Origin of the sequence: Companilactobacillus heilongjiangensis, from assembly GCF_000831645.3 — a bacterium.
GTDB lineage: Bacteria > Bacillota > Bacilli > Lactobacillales > Lactobacillaceae > Companilactobacillus > Companilactobacillus heilongjiangensis.
In genome coordinates, this window is sequence record NZ_CP012559.1 from 142,636 (window position 1) to 158,181 (window position 15,546).

The 15,546-nt window shown below is 37.3% G+C and carries 10 protein-coding genes; 7 read left to right on the forward strand and 3 right to left on the reverse strand.

Features of this window, described 5'->3' with window-relative positions; genetic code table 11:
- The first annotated feature begins 40 nt into the window (after positions 1 to 40).
- The 3 genes from JP39_RS00610 (at position 41) to JP39_RS00620 (ending at position 4,279) form a co-directional block, all read left to right on the forward strand.
- Entirely contained in the window at positions 41 to 820 is a 780-nt protein-coding gene (locus JP39_RS00610) for an FAD:protein FMN transferase (RefSeq protein ID WP_041501031.1), read from the forward strand.
- A 267-nt stretch (positions 821 to 1,087) separates the two neighbouring features.
- Complete coding sequence (locus tag JP39_RS00615) at positions 1,088 to 3,256, forward strand: BspA family leucine-rich repeat surface protein (protein WP_041501030.1); 2,169 nt, start codon at positions 1,088 to 1,090, stop codon at positions 3,254 to 3,256.
- A 261-nt stretch (positions 3,257 to 3,517) separates the two neighbouring features.
- The gene (locus JP39_RS00620; protein WP_041501029.1) at positions 3,518 to 4,279 is read left to right on the forward strand and encodes an FAD:protein FMN transferase; all 762 of its coding nucleotides are present in this window, start codon (positions 3,518 to 3,520) and stop codon (positions 4,277 to 4,279) included.
- Between the two features lie 36 nt (positions 4,280 to 4,315).
- Here JP39_RS00620 and JP39_RS00625 read toward each other — a convergent pair whose 3' ends face one another.
- Together JP39_RS00625 and JP39_RS00630 are read right to left on the reverse strand one after the other, a co-directional pair.
- A complete protein-coding gene (locus JP39_RS00625; RefSeq protein WP_041501028.1) occupies positions 4,316 to 6,703 on the reverse strand; it encodes an SLAP domain-containing protein in 2,388 nt (795 codons plus the stop codon).
- A 197-nt stretch (positions 6,704 to 6,900) separates the two neighbouring features.
- Positions 6,901 to 7,803: an aldo/keto reductase gene (locus JP39_RS00630; protein WP_041501027.1), complete on the reverse strand. Its 903-nt coding sequence runs from the start codon at positions 7,801 to 7,803 to the stop codon at positions 6,901 to 6,903.
- 42 nt (positions 7,804 to 7,845) lie between these two features.
- Between JP39_RS00630 and JP39_RS00635 the strand changes: the two genes are divergently transcribed.
- Positions 7,846 to 9,822 carry a fructose-bisphosphatase class III gene (locus tag JP39_RS00635; RefSeq protein ID WP_245626340.1) on the forward strand — a complete coding sequence of 659 codons (1,977 nt, stop codon included), beginning with the start codon at positions 7,846 to 7,848 and terminating at the stop codon, positions 9,820 to 9,822.
- 426 nt (positions 9,823 to 10,248) lie between these two features.
- On the opposite strand, the gene JP39_RS00640 is transcribed toward JP39_RS00635, so the two are convergent.
- Entirely contained in the window at positions 10,249 to 11,580 is a 1,332-nt protein-coding gene (locus JP39_RS00640) for a uracil-xanthine permease family protein (protein WP_041501025.1), read from the reverse strand.
- 218 nt (positions 11,581 to 11,798) lie between these two features.
- Here JP39_RS00640 and JP39_RS00645 point away from each other — a divergent pair, with 218 nt between their 5' ends.
- The 3 genes from JP39_RS00645 (at position 11,799) to JP39_RS00655 (ending at position 14,312) form a co-directional block, all read left to right on the forward strand.
- Complete coding sequence (locus JP39_RS00645; protein WP_041501024.1) at positions 11,799 to 12,407, forward strand: histidine phosphatase family protein; 609 nt, start codon at positions 11,799 to 11,801, stop codon at positions 12,405 to 12,407.
- Positions 12,408 to 12,416: 9 nt separating this feature from the next.
- Positions 12,417 to 13,121 carry a bifunctional demethylmenaquinone methyltransferase/2-methoxy-6-polyprenyl-1,4-benzoquinol methylase UbiE gene (gene ubiE, locus JP39_RS00650; protein WP_041501023.1) on the forward strand — a complete coding sequence of 235 codons (705 nt, stop codon included), beginning with the start codon at positions 12,417 to 12,419 and terminating at the stop codon, positions 13,119 to 13,121.
- A 240-nt stretch (positions 13,122 to 13,361) separates the two neighbouring features.
- Positions 13,362 to 14,312 carry a LacI family DNA-binding transcriptional regulator gene (locus JP39_RS00655; RefSeq protein WP_041501022.1) on the forward strand — a complete coding sequence of 317 codons (951 nt, stop codon included), beginning with the start codon at positions 13,362 to 13,364 and terminating at the stop codon, positions 14,310 to 14,312.
- Positions 14,313 to 15,546: the final 1,234 nt, after the last annotated feature.

Consider the following 15,546-nt stretch of genomic DNA (forward strand, 5'->3'; position numbering starts at 1 on the left):
TAAAGTACACGTATTTTTTTTATGCAAAGGAGTGAAAAATATGACCGAATATAAATATATCAGCATTGTGATTAACAAGTTTGACCAGCCATTTGAAATCAAGTTGGCAACTCAAGATTCTGAGCTGATTAATACTAAATTAATTGATGAGACAGTTGCTGAAATTTCTGAAAATATTAAAGAATATGACGATGCATTTTCATTAGAAAATAACAACTCACTATTATCCAGATTTGAAGATGGAGACGAAAGTGGATTGATGTCATCCAAGATTTTTCAAGAAGTTTACGAACAAACAATTACCGCTGAACAGATGACGCAGCATTACTTCAGTTCCTACTTCAATGGCAAGTATGATCCAATCGGATTGTTAAATGGCTGGATGATTGACCAAATTTTTAACCATTATCTATTGTCGTTGTTGAGTAGTGAAGGCATTGATGGCGTGTCACTCAAGTGTGGTGAAGATGTCCGTTTAGCCAGTCGACCTAATATTGACTTTAGATGGCGGATTGCGATTAAAGACCCAATGAATTTGGATATCCTGCTGGCAACGTATTACCTGCAAAATGGTGCCGTTTCAACATCCAATGAGAAACGCAGTTTGAGAAAGGAACCAAGTAATGTTGAGCAAGTAACGATTGTCGGTAGCAATGCGCTGGATGCCAATATTTGGTCCTCAGCGGGAGTTGCGGCAGGAACAAAGAAGTTTCCTCAGTTTATCTCTAAATATCATTTAACGGGCATGCTAGTTGATAAATATGCAGGAATGGAAAACTTCCGTGATGGATTTTCAGATAAAATAGCAATGTCAAAATGAGACACATAACGCCGTTATGTGTCTCGTTTTTTTTATGGATTAATTTCGAAGATAAATTCTAATTTTTTTGAATAAAAGAGCTTTTTTTTAGGCAAAATGCAAAAAAAATCAAAAATCAGAAATTCTCAACTTAAAATTCGTTATTTATTATACTTTTTATAAATAAAATGACTAAATAAATTCAAAACTTCTGAAAATATAAGGAATAAAAATATTATAAAGAGTATGCTTTGACTAATATCTTGGTAATTAATAGGGGGATTAATTATGTATTTAAGATTCTTGCAGTTGAAGCGTTCTGGCAATGTGAAATTAAGAAACAAGATGAAAAAAGGTAAGGCAGGTTGGTTTGTTGTATCAATGTGCTTTTTTGGTGCTGGATTAGTTTTTATGGGTAATCCCATGGCAGTTCACGCCGATGATGTTAATGGAAATAATTCGCATTTCGAATCGATGACTTCTGGAACTCAAGCGAATACGGCTGGAAATGTTGAGCGACAATCGGTAAACAATGCACTTACTTATAATAATCCGCACGCTGAACTTCAGATGAGCGAAAAGGCGAGTTCTCAACCGGTATCTCAAGCAAAATCTCAAGGCAGTCAAGTTGTTACAAATAATTTATCTCAAGAATCCAGTTCAAAACAAAAAGAAGAGACCTATAGCGTTCCCGCTTCTATCAAAAATGTACCCCAACATAATGAAACTGATAATATAAACCAATCCGCAAACGGTGATACAACCATTGTTGAATCAAATGATACGGATGATTCTGGCGTTTGGAATTTAGACTCAAATGGGGATTTACATATGGTTAGCGGAACTTTCAACGGTAGTCATGATAATAATGGAGAACCAGATTCATCTTTCTTTTCAAAAGTTACTGGTTCCGATGATGTAAAAAAGATTATTATTGATGGTCCAACAGATGGTAAAAAAATCACTATAGGACCTGATGCTACAGGTGGTTTTTTCGGTTTTGGTCAGTTGGAAAGTATTGAGGGACTAGGTAATTTAGATACTAGTAATACAACAAATATGACTAGTTTGTTTCAATTTGATAAACATTTAAGGTCAGCCGACACTGACAAACTTGATACGAGTGCAGTAACGAATATGAGCAATATGTTTGATGCATCAGGATTTCAATCACTTGATCTATCAAATTTTAAGACTGGAAATGTAATAAATATGTCCGGAATGTTTGGAGAAATGACTGATTTATCTTATGAAATGGGAGTTAATCCTGATAATCCTAGCTCTGATTCTGATAACCCGGATCCTAAATGGCCTGATCCAAAAGTTGGAATACATGAATTAAATTTATCTAATTTTGATGTTAATAATGTTACTTCGATTGAAGGAATGTTTAAAGGGGATACTTATTTAAATTCAATTGATTTGCCCAATTTCGATAATGCAAAGGTTTCTGGATATGTTGGTGCATTTCAAGGATGTAGTAATTTGAAGTCAATTGATTTATCTGGAATGCAAATGAAATACGCTGATAGATATGGTGCCACAGCACTACTCAATGTCGGAAGATTTCAAAGTTATATAGACGATGTAGAACATTTTAATCTTAAACAGATAAAGGTAAATCAGACAACTATTTTACAAGATTCTAATCTGTCAACGATTGACCCTACAGGTATATATAGTGGCAGATGGGTAAACGATGAGGGTAAAATTTTTACATCAAAAGAATTAGAAAGTGCATATTCTTTTGAGGGGGATGAACCTCGAGTGGCTGCAAACTACTCTTGGTACATTGATACTGACGTAACAATTAAGACCAATTTGGGAGACAAAGTAGTCCATGTCACCGGTCCTGCTGTTCCCAAAGAGGGTGTGTTCAATGTAGAAGTACCGGAAGTAGATGGATATACACCGGATTTAACAAAGGTTGAGGCCGATGTCGAATCAACTGGAATCACGCCAACTCAAAGCGTTATTTATACCCCAACACCTAAGAAACCCAGTGGTGGTTCATCACATCACTCAGGTTCAGATAAAAACACCAATTCAGTTGAGCAACTTAACCAAACAGTAATGACATATCACAATCAGGATAACGTCAAACTTTATACAATGGATGGTCAAGAAATCACCAATCGTGAACTATATCCCGGGACGGATTGGTTCTCCGATGAAGTAGTAACACGCGACAATGTTAAATATTATCGTGTAGCGACTAATGAATTAGTCAAAGCGGAAGATGCTTTAGTTTACGTTGATCATGCAGCTACTATCGTAACGAAGAATGGCTCACCAAAATCATTGTCTAACGAGCATTCACAAAACGTTTCTGACCGGATGCTTATGTCCGATACAGCTTGGAAGACGGATAGATATGCTTTCTTTAATGGAACTAAATTCTATCGTGTAGCAACCAATGAATGGGTTAACGCTGAAGATGTTCAAGATAATTTATAAGATTTCAAAGGGGCTGTGACATAACTATTTTTGTCTTAAATATGCAGCATAAACGTGCAACAAAACATAGCTTTTTCCGCTTAAAACAACCAAGACTAGCAATCCAAAATCGGATTACTAGTCTTGGTTGCCTTAATACTCGAAAGCTGACCATGTTTTGTCACACTCTCTTTTTTTACATCTTTTTTCGAATCTTCGTCATAAAACATTCAAAGTTTCTCCGTATACTTTGTTTTGTACTAAGAAATGAGGTATCTCTCAATGAAAACTAACAATCAAGTTTTACTTAAAAATGAAATTAATCAAATGAATATGAATATTGTAATTAAATTAGTAGCACTAAGCTCAAGTACTGAAATTATGGAACAGATGAAATTTGTTACCAAGCGTGTCGGTGAACATCTTCAAGAAATTGACGAAATGTTTTCGCCGTTTCGTTATGATTCACTAGTTTCAAAATTTCAACGTGGAGATCAAACGCCTTTGACGTCCTCAAACGAATTCAAAGAAATTTATAACTCAGCTGTTTTGTCGCAACAAATGACGAATGGAATCTATCGACCATATTTTGCTGGCAGATTTGACCCTTCAGAAATCGTTAGAAATTGGGCAATTGAGCAGGTCTTTAATGATGAATTGAAACCCATGTTAAAGAATCCTGAAATCGTGGCAGTATATTTGAGTGGCGATGACAATTCAAAATTTGCGACCAAGCAAAGTTCAGATTTCCGTTGGCAGATTGATATCACTGAACCTAAGAACAATGCGAACGTGATTACAACATATTATTTACAAAACGGTGCCATCGCTACGGCTAAAAATAATGATAAACAAACGACTGTTATTCGCAGTAGCCTAGTTGAGGCTGGTATCTGGGCTTTAGTTGGTACAGAGGCCAGTGTGGATGAGTTTATGCCATTTGTGGCACATTATAATCTGACGGGAATCGCCGTTGGAACTAATATCGTGAACTTTAATCTTGGCTCTATAATTGATAATAAAAATTTAACAGTTCGAAGATAGTAAAAAGGTACTTGGAATTTTTCCAAGTACCTTTTGTTATTTCACGTCAGTAATAGGTAACCATTGGTTAGTAGCAACCCGATACATTTGAACACCATTAATCGTTGAAACTTTGTCAGTTTTGAGACTGTATGTTGGTGCATTACGAACGAAAATTCCACGGTCATCGTACAATTTTGCATTTGAAGTCGGTTGTACAACTTTATTTGCCGATTGATATTCAAAAGTATCATTGGCACTAACCCATTCGTTAGTAGCGATACGATAATATTTTTGCCCGTTTAGGTAAGTGTAACGGTCGGTATACCAGTCGCTATCGTTACCTAGCATGCGGTAAGAGATAGCTTTATTATTTGAACTCACTAATGACTTAGCTGAATCGGAGAAAGTTTTAACGCTTGTTTGGCTGGCATAGAAAGTGTAAGTGTCATCAGCGTTTATCCATTGGTTGTCAGCGATACGATAGTAAGTTTTGCCATTCAGAGTCATCTTTTGATCGGCAGAGAAGTCAGTGTTAGATGAAACAGTTTTACTAGTATCTTTACCATTGTTGTCAAAAATAGTTATGTCGGATGAACCAGGGTGAGTGCTAATAGATTCTGTTATATCAGTAATGTCGCCAGGTTTATTATTATTGTTATTATTTGAGCCGCCGGAGTTATTTCCACCACCATTATTGCCTCCACCAGAGCCGGAGTCTGATATTTTTTTGACTTGAGAAATGAGCTCTATGGAATCATTGTTGACGGAATTAATGGAGTAGATATTATCTGTGTCATCGAACTCATAACCTTTAGGAAGACCTGTTTTGACTAAATTGCCTGCATCAACGGTGTCTGCAGAATCATTTGTCAAAGCCTTATTTTCGACGACTTTATTATCAGTTGTTTGATAAGTTACATTGATAGGCTTGTCGTTAATTGTTTCAGGACGATAATTTATTTCAACCTTTGCGACTAGGCCACTAGTATCTGAATCATCGTTAATGATTGTTCCAGGAATGAGTACGCCGTTAAATACGTCGTATAAATCTGAAATCCCAAGCGAAAGTACATAATCGATATCTAGCTGTTCAGAGTTTGTTTCTCCTTCAAATTCCGAAATGACGGTAAACGATTCTACGTTAGATAAATTATTATCCAAAAATGTTACCCAATCATTATTTGTGGCGCTGCCATATTCGAAAGTCGCTTTAGACGTAAGACTGATGTTACTATCAGATGATTGAATTATAGATATTGTAAAAGGGTCTTTCATCTGTACGTCAATATTTATACTTTCGTTGTTAGCTGTCAGTGTATAATCTCCGATTGAATCGGGATTAGATGATCTGTAACTGTCAAATCCTTGAATGTTTGCAATATCTTGGATATTCACAGTATCGCCGGAATTGCCACGTAAGTAGTCAGTATAAATTATTTTTCCAGTAGCTTTGTCCTTATAATTTACTGTTAAATAGTTAATGTCACCTTTGGTATAAATCAGCTTGATTTGATTTTCTTCAGATACGACATAGGGACTGGTAGTTTTGAAGAATGTGTAACCGGGAATTTCTTTAACCTCAGCAAGAGAGTAAGGATTCTCTATGACATCGCCAGTTTTATATCCAGAAAGAGTTTCATCAGTAGTGCCTGGAATCGCTGTTCCTTTGTCATCAACATGTTGCAGTGTAATTGTTTGGTCCAATGGGACGGAGTAAATTGCTTTCAAAACATAATAATTAATATTTTGATATGTTTTTTCAAATTCCGGAATCATATCATAGGTGAGTGTTAGCGTACCATCAGAGTTGGAATTAGGGATTTTGTCGAATCCAGTAAATGAAAGATACGATAGAGCGTAACCATTATATATGTAATCTTTGATAGGAATCTTGTCGTAAGTTACCTTTTTACTGAAAATAAGTTGTTCACTTTTTTGTCCGACGGTAGCTGAGTTACTGTAAGATACGCCTTCACCATTTCCGTTGGGATCCCGAAGGGCAATCGTAATATGGTCATAAGTTTTGGCAATGACTTTTAAAACATAATTGTTATTGCTATCTGCGACTGTAATTGAATCTTGATTATCATCGAGAGTATAACCACCATTCAAATCAGAACTCACCGTTGCAGCCAAATCGGCAGGATCAATTTCAGTGCCGACTTCATAGTCTTTTGAAAATGTATAAGGTGTGCCTTGGCTGTCGACAACTTTATTATTGTTCTGATCGACAAAAGTGATATTCACCGTTTGAGTATCTGTGTCATCTGTGGTGTCAGTATCGTCAACATCCACACTGTTGGCATCATTTGCGGGAGTAGTTGTTGTGTCAGGCTGCAAACTAGTTGTAACAGCTTTTACTGGTTGAACCAGCACGTTGCCTAAAGCTAAAGATGAGCAAAGTAGAATGCTAAGGATTCTAGCGGCTTTGTTTACTTTCATAATGCAAGAACCTCCGTTTTGTTTGAAAAATAAATTCTTTTGTATATCGCTTTCACAGTATAAAATGACAAAATGGATAGTTTGAGTCATAACTTTATAAAAAATATTTCATAAAATGAGTATTTGTTTAAACAAAAAGGATTGTGAGCTCTTTTTCAAGAGTCCACAATCCATTTTGTATACTTTATATAATTAAATTATTTATTAAATTGATCTTGGTCGTCCCAAACATCAACGCTATCCTTGAATCCATCAGGATTGCCGCTCCAATAGAAGTCACCATACCAAAGACTGCGTTTGTCAGCGTCAAAGCCATTGATTTCTTCCATATCGTCATCACTGATTTCAAAGTCATAAACGTCCGCATTTTGAATAATTCTAGCTTCGTGAACTGACTTAGGAATTGTGATAATGCCGTTTTGTAAGTCCCAACGAAGGATTACTTGGGCAACTGACTTATTGTACTTGTCGGCAATTGTCTTGAGTCTTGTGTCGCCTAGAACTGAACCACCGCCAAGTGGAGACCATGCTTCGAGGTAAATATTATTTTCTTCACAGAAATTCTTGATATCTACTTCTTGGCAAAGTGGGTGATATTCCATTTGGTTAACTGCAGGTTTAATTGAACAGAACTTGAGAATATTGCTTAGTCGTTCAATATTGAAGTTTGAAACACCGATAGCACGTGCTTTGCCAGCTTTGTAAATAGTTTCTAGAGCACGCCAAGTGTCTACATAAGTACCACTTACAGGCCAGTGAATCAAAAGTAGGTCCACATAATCGGTTTGCAATCTCTTTAATTGGCCTTCAAAGTTATCTAGCACTGATTGATAGCCTTGGTCACCGTTAAAGATCTTAGTTGTTAGAAAAATATCTTCGCGCTTGAGTCCATTTTCTGCTAATCCTTTTTGTAATCCATCGCCAACGCCGGCTTCATTACCATATTGTTTAGCAGTATCAATAGCTTTATAGCCATGTTTTAATGCCCATTGGACTGATTGAGAAGCACCAGAGTTGTTAACTTTCCAAACACCCAATCCAAGTTGAGGCATTTCAACACCATTGTTCAAAGTTACTGTAGAATCTAAGTTTAAATTCATAATATATCCTCCTATAACTATAATTTTAACTCAAATATAATTGTGATACTTGGAATTAATGAATTCATTTGGTATAGTTCAATTGTATACGCTATCAGAACTGAAGATGACGGATTATCTTGGGAAGGCATAGCACATAAAATGGACAACGAATTCACAAATATTAATGAGATAAAGACTAAAATAGTTAATTTAACATCAAACTTGAATTTACCAAAAGGAACTGAAGCTTTTATCAGCGATATTCATGGTAATGATGATAAATATTTAAATATTATTCGTAGTGGTGCGGGTAATGTCAGCCGTAAAGTTGAAGAAGTTTTCAATGGACGTTTGACCAAGCTGAATCAAAAGAAGTTAGTCTGTCTAATTTACTATCCCGAAGAAGTTTTGGAGAATATAAATGAAAAGCTAACTGATACAGACGATGCCAAGCAATGGTATATGGAAACAATTAATCGTTTAGTTGAAATCGTTCGTTATATTTCTGGCAAGTATCCCCGCAATATTGTCTATGATGCTCTCGACAGCAATCTCCGCGACATCTCAGAAAAGATAGTTTTCGGCAATTTGGACACGCAGGACAAGCAACAGTATTATCGTGAAATGGTCAAAACACTAGTAAATTTGCAGATGGGCGAAGAATTTATCATCTCAATCTGTCACGCTATTCAAAAATTAGCTATCGAACGAATCCATATTATTGGGGATGTTTATGACCGTGGTCGTCACCCCGAAAGTGTCATTAAACAGTTGAGTGACACCTGGCAAAACTTTGATTTCGAATGGGGCAATCACGATATATTATGGATGGGAAGTTTGGCCGGCTCTAAATTATGTATGCTAAATGTGATCCGCATCTGTGCTCGTTATCATAATCTCAGGTTGTTGGAAGATGTTTATGGCATCGATTTAACTTCAATGATAAAGTTTGCGACCCACGCCTATGTGCCAATCCCAAATTTCGAATCGAAAGTTAACATCACTGGGGAAACTAATGAGGAAAAGGATATCGACAACTGTGTTCAACAAGCTGCGGCTATCATGCAATTCAAGCTGGAAGGTCAAGCAATCAAACGCCGTCCTGAATTTGGCATGAATGACCGCCTATTGTTGGATAAACTAAGTTTAGATAAGAAATCAGTTACCATCGGGGATAAAACTTACCCTATCAAACACGGCTGTTTTCAAACAGTCAATCCCGCCAATCCTTATCAAATTACGCATAGTGAACAGACCGTTATTATCGATCTGATCAATCAATTCACGCATTCATCGCAATTGAATGAACACATGTGGTACATGCTCGACAATGGTTCAATGTATCTGAAGCATAATGGCAATCTACTTTTCCACGGCTGTATTCCAGTTGATGAGAAAGGTAACTTTCTAAAGTGGCAACAAGATGGTCATGAGTATTCAGGCAAGAGTTTCTGTGATTATTCAGAATACGTGCTAAAAGATGGTATGAGACACCCAACAACTGGCGATTGTTATAACTCCGATTTCATCTGGTACTTATGGGAAGGAAAAAATTCTCCATTATTTGGCAGAGATAAAATGGCAACGTTTGAGCGCTATTTCATTGACGACACAGAACTCCAAAAAGAACACTGTAATCCATTCTTTAAATTGTGTAAGGAAGAGTGGTTTGCGGATAAGTTAATGAAGGAGTTTGAACTAAATAGCCGTGGACACATAATCAACGGCCACACACCAGATGCCGATGAATCACCAATCATGGCAAATAAGAAAATTGTTGTGGTAAATGGGTTATCAGAAGCAGATGACAGGAATAGTGAAATAGGTGGCTATGCATTGCTATTCGATTCATACGGCATGCGTTTGGAAACATTGAAGTCCTTCACATCAAGAAAAAAGTCGATTGAAGAAATGTCAGACGTAGTGATAGCAAAACAAATAGTAGAGCGTTCGTCCGAAAGAATAACCGTTAAAGATACGGATTATGGACAAAAAATAAAGAAACAGATCGAAAAATTAACAGCGATGCTACAGTAACTTTTTGGCTCTAATATATATTACGAAGAAAAAGATGTATTAAATAATCAGAATGAGTCAATTTGTTCCGATTATTCGATACATCTTTTTTGCGTTTTCTTGCTTTTAATATTGAAAGTTATTTGTCAATTGGAAGTAGAAATTAAACATTAGAATTAAGAGAAATTTAGTTTTAAAACAAGGCCCAGCTGTAGGTTTCCGGTGAATGAAGTTACAGCAATGGAGGTGGCGTTATGGCTTTAGCCATTACACCACGGGACGAGTTTTGAAATTCGCGGTTTATGCGAAGTTCAAAATCGAGGTTCGAGACCGTACTTTGGCTCGGACCGGTCCCCATAGCGTAACTTCATTCACCGGAAACCGGAAGCACCATATTTTAATACCAACCAAAAAAGGTAGCCCCTTGTCAGGACTACCTTTTAAATTCTACTTAGTTTTTTTATCTTTTTCCCATTTGTCTTTATCATCGTCCCAATTTTCTGAGAGGGCATATTTAGGCAAAATCAAGTTGAGAATAATACCAACAACAGTAGCCACACCAACACCAGTAAACTGGAAAGTACCGATTTGGAGGTAGGCATTACCGATACCGATAACCAAGATAACCGAGGCAATCATCAAGTTACGTTTCTCGTTAAAATCGACTTTATTATCAACTAGGATTCTCAAACCACTAGATGAAATAACACCGAACAAGACGAAACTGATACCACCGATTACAGGACCGGGAACTGTTTGGATTAAGGCACTCAGTTTACCAACGAACCCGAACAAGGCAGCGAAGACTGCGGCACCCATAACAACGTACACACTGAAAATTTTGTTAACGGCCATAACACCAATGTTTTCACCGTATGATGTGATAGGAGGACCACCAAGGAAGGCAGCCACGATTGAAGCTGTACCATCACCGGCTAGAGTTTTGTGAAGACCAGGATCTTTGAAGAAATCACGGTGAGTCAATTCATCTAGCACCATGATATGTCCCAAGTGTTCAGCCATTGTAACGAAGGCAATCGGCGCAAAACTCAGGATAGCGCCCCAATAAATTTGTTTGGGCATGTAGTTAACGAACATTAAATCGAAAGCAGGTAACTTAAGCCAAGGTGTTGAGATGACTTTTGAAAAATCAACGATACCTAAGGCAACGGATAGAATGTATCCACCAACGATACCTAGTAAAATAGCAATATTACTCCAGAAACCACGGAGATACATGTTCAATAGGACGGTTAAGAAAAGTGTGAACATGGCAACTCCGAAGTATTTCAAATCGTAGTGAGAACCGTTCATCATGGCGTTGTTAGCAGCACTTCCGGCAACTGACATACCAATGACGATAACGATTGGTCCAACAACGATAGGTGGCAAAGCTTTGTCGATCCAGTCAGAACCAACGAAGCCAACAATCAATGAAACAATTAGGTAAACACAGCCAACGGCAATGGTACCTTGAGCGACTCCGGCATAACCTACGGTCTTCATCAACGCGACCATCGGCACAATGAATGAGAAACTGGAACTCATGTAAGCTGGAATCTTCCGGTGAGTTATTAAAATATGAATAATTGTTCCGACACCAGAACTGAATAGCGCGATACTTGGATCAAGTCCAACAAGTAGTGGCACTAAAACGGTGGCGCCAAACATTGAGAATAAGTGCTGTAATGATAGGAAAGCCCACGTGCTTAAAGGTGGCTTTTCATAAACGTCTAAAACTGCATCCGGATTGCGATAGTCTTTACTATTTGGATCCATAATGAACATCTCCCCCAAGTAAAATTTTGCAAAAAAAATAGTCCTCCATCCCGTGTATGCGAAATAAAAGACTGAACGTGTTTCCTTCTTAGCCTCACGGGACCAATGTTTAAAGGATTCTATTTGATTGCTTTCACTATAATTGAGTTGCAATGCAAAGTCAATAATGAAATACTAAAAGGTGTTAAATTAAAGCGCTAACACAGAGGAGTATTTTTATGGTCGAGTTATATATTGTAAGACATGGCGAAACGGATACCAACTATGAGGGACGTATCAATGGTATGTCTACTGACAAGCCACTTAACGCCAAAGGAATTGCCCAAGTTGAAGAATTAAAAAAATATATTGATATTAATAAATTTGATGAAATTTATTCAAGTCCAATGAAACGTGCTATGCAGACAGCCGAGATTTTGAATCAAAATGTTCACGAAATTAAACAAGACAAACGTCTTTATGAAGCAGATTATGGTTCATGGGATGGACTTAAAGAGTCAGAGTTGCACGATAAATATCCTGATGTATTCGATGAAAATAACTATTTATTGCCTGGTTATACTAAATATGCCAAAGATGGTGAGGAATATGCGGACGTCTACAAACGTGTTGAAGATTTTATGGATGATATGGCAAAAAAAGGTGACGAAAAAATCATGGTCGTCTGTCACGGATTTGTCAGTCGTTCATTTATGAAAGTTGTTACCGGAGCACAAAATATTTCACAAATCATCCAACCAGATAACGCTGGTGTTTCAAAATTTGTTATTTCTGACAGTGGTGTTAAATACATGTACTATTATGGACGAGTAAACAACATCGATTAGAGGTAAATTATGGGACTGACCAATAAAGTACCAGAAAAAGACGTGCAAAAAACGTTCAATAATATTGCTGAAAATTATGACAAGCTGAACTCAATCATGAGTTTGGGAACACATCAAAAGTGGCGTCAAAAGGCAACATCGAAAATCACGGTGGGACCTGATAATATTTTGGATCTCTGTTGTGGGACAGCAGACTGGACAATTACTTTAGCCAAACGTTATCCCCATGCCAAAGTAATTGGAATGGATTTCAGCCAAGAGATGTTGAAGATTGCCCAACAAAAAGTCAGTGCCGCTGAAGTAACCAACGTGAATTTGGAAATTGGCGATGCTATGAAACTGGCCTATCAGGATAATAGTTTCGAGGTAGTCACGATTGGCTTTGGCTTGCGCAATGTACCAGACGCCGATAAGGCTCTACAAGAAATCTATCGAGTTTTGAAACCCGGTGGGCAGTTAATCTGTCTGGAAGCTTTCAAAGTGGAAACTCCAGTTATCAAAATTGGCTGGCAGATGTATTTCAATCATATAATGCCTTTGATGGGCAAAGTTTTCGCCAAGAGTCAGCCGGAGTATCAATATTTAGATGATTCAGTTAACAAATTTGTCAGTATCAAACGATTGGCTGAGATGATGCAGGATGTTGGGTTTAAAAATATCACTGTTGATGATCTAATGTTCAAGGCGGCAGCCATTCACGCAGCTGAAAAATAATGCACGAAAAAAGAACACCCGGGGAAGGTGTTCTTTTAATTTTTTAGGGGATTAAATATATATGTTATAGGGGGGATGAGATGAGATTTCTTATCTCTCATCTACAACTAATACTATACTTGATAAGTGTGAACCAAATATTTTGAAAATGTGAAGAAATTATGAATTTTGATTTTTTCTATAAATAAGTCAATAATTTAATACGTAGCAAGCTAACAATCAGAAATTGGAGTGAAAATCATGTCAAATATTCGCGATGTTGCCAAAAGATCCGGTCATTCAGTTTCGACTGTCTCACGGGTCATCAATAATTTAAGTTACGTTGCCGACGATACGAAACAAGATATTTTGCGGGCAATGGAAGAATTGGACTACCATCCAAACGATGTGGCGCGGGCCTTGAGTACAGGTAAAACTCATATGGTCGGGGTCGTTTTGCCGTATATTAATATTCCATATTTCCAAAAGTTGATTTCGGCTATTACTGAAGCGGCGTTTAAAGAAAACTATCAAGTGACACTATTGCCATCAGATTATAGTGCCAAAAATGAGATAAAGTATTTGGAAATGTTGAAGCATCAGTCATTCGATGGCTTAATCTTTACTTCTCGAAAAATTTCCTTTGAAAAAATTATGGAGTATCAACAGTATGGAACGATTACCTGTTGCGAAGATACTTTCGACTATCCAATTTCTTGTGCGTATACCAATCGTGAAGAGTCATATACCAAAGTATTCGACCTGTTGCGCAGATTAAAATTTGAGCATATCGGCGTTACACTCTCCCGAAGTGAAGAATATAGCCAATCGACTAAGCAAACTAAGGGTTCCTTTGAAAAAGTATTTGGTAAAAAAATCACCCCCAAGCATTTGTATATGGGAGCTCAAGGTTATAGTGAAGGAGTAAAAGCTGCTAAATATCTGATAGAGCGAGATCCAAAGTTACAAGTGGTTTTCGCTAACAGTGATCAAGTGGCAGTTGGAGTTTTATCAGAGTTGCACAAAATGAATATTGATATCCCTGTAATTGGTCAGGAAGATTTAGATTACAGTCGTTTGATGAACTTTTCTACTATTGATCATAAATTAATGGAAATCGGCGAGTATGCTTTCTGGTCTATTTTCGAAAAAGACATCGTAAAGAAGTCAATTCCATCAGAATTTATTTTGCGTGGTCAATTGATTAAATAGTATATGCCGCTTCCGGGTGCCGGTGAATGGCAGTCCGCTGTGAGGACCGGTCCGAGCCAAAAGGCGGTCTCGAACCTCGGTTTTGAGCCGAAAATCGCGTCTCAAAACACGTCCGTGGTGTAATTGCTAAAGCAATAACGCCACCTTCACTGCGTACTACCATTCACCGGCGCCCTCCAGCTAGGGTATTTGGAGTTTTAAATGTTACTGTATATTTAAATTACGGATGTTTTGGATAACGTAGTTGAATGAATTTTGAATGGATGGATAATCTTGATCAATGCTTAAAATATTAAAGCGTTAGATCAGGGTTATTTTTTTCTTGTCGTTTGTGATTGTATTCTAAGATACCTGTAATTTGCTGCATATATGAAGAATAAATTAGTCGGAGGTTTCACGAGATATTCACCAGCAGTGAAGGTGGAGTTAGAGCTTCAGCTCTTACTCCACGGACGACTTTTGAGACTTGCCGGTTTTGCAAGGCTTAAAAGCGAGATTCGAGACCGAACTTTGGCTCGAATCGGTCCTCACAGCAGGCGAAATATCTCGTGAAACCGGAGACGGCAAAACAAAAAAGACATCCTTGGGGAAGGATGCCTTTTTCTTAGGGGATTGAATATTGTTAATAGGGGGGATGAGAATAGAGTCGTTGTCTCTAATCTACGGTTTATAATTGCAGGCTTATCATAAAGTTATTTGTTGTTTAAATTTCTAAAAATCATTTGAATCTGGATAGCCCATTGTTGATAAGTCTTTTTTTATTGTATAAATTCTTTTGTCCTTTTGTAGCAAAATTCGCTACATCCCACGAGAGTGGAAAAATTCCGCTCTGCACATATTAGTATAGCTTATTTTTTGCTCAACTACTACCGGCAGGCACCTAAAATACATAAAAAAACACCTCGGGGAAAGGTGTTTTTATTTAGGGGATTAAATATATATGTTATAGGGGGTGAGAAAAGGGATTACTTATATCTCTCATCTACAATTTATATAATACTGAATCTTTATGAATTAAATATTCTGAAAATGTGAAGATTTTGTGAATTTGGTGCCAAAAGTTACATTTTGTAGAGTTTCGCCTCCAGTTTTCAGCAATTTAGTTTACGCTATGGGAACCGGCCAGAGCCAGAAAGCGGTCTCGAACCTCGATTTTGAGCTTCGCAAAGTACGCAAATCTCAAAACACGTCCGTGGTGTAATTGCTAAAGCAATAACGCCACCGTCATTGCGTA

Coding starts and splice junctions, on each gene's coding strand:
- JP39_RS00610 (WP_041501031.1), top strand. CDS start 41: ATGACCGAATATAAATATATCAGCATTGTGATTAACAAGTTTGACCAG.
- JP39_RS00615 (WP_041501030.1), top strand. CDS start 1,088: ATGTATTTAAGATTCTTGCAGTTGAAGCGTTCTGGCAATGTGAAATTA.
- JP39_RS00620 (WP_041501029.1), top strand. CDS start 3,518: ATGAAAACTAACAATCAAGTTTTACTTAAAAATGAAATTAATCAAATG.
- JP39_RS00625 (WP_041501028.1), bottom strand. CDS start 6,703: ATGAAAGTAAACAAAGCCGCTAGAATCCTTAGCATTCTACTTTGCTCA.
- JP39_RS00630 (WP_041501027.1), bottom strand. CDS start 7,803: ATGAATTTAAACTTAGATTCTACAGTAACTTTGAACAATGGTGTTGAA.
- JP39_RS00640 (WP_041501025.1), bottom strand. CDS start 11,580: ATGGATCCAAATAGTAAAGACTATCGCAATCCGGATGCAGTTTTAGAC.
- JP39_RS00645 (WP_041501024.1), top strand. CDS start 11,799: ATGGTCGAGTTATATATTGTAAGACATGGCGAAACGGATACCAACTAT.
- ubiE (WP_041501023.1), top strand. CDS start 12,417: ATGGGACTGACCAATAAAGTACCAGAAAAAGACGTGCAAAAAACGTTC.
- JP39_RS00655 (WP_041501022.1), top strand. CDS start 13,362: ATGTCAAATATTCGCGATGTTGCCAAAAGATCCGGTCATTCAGTTTCG.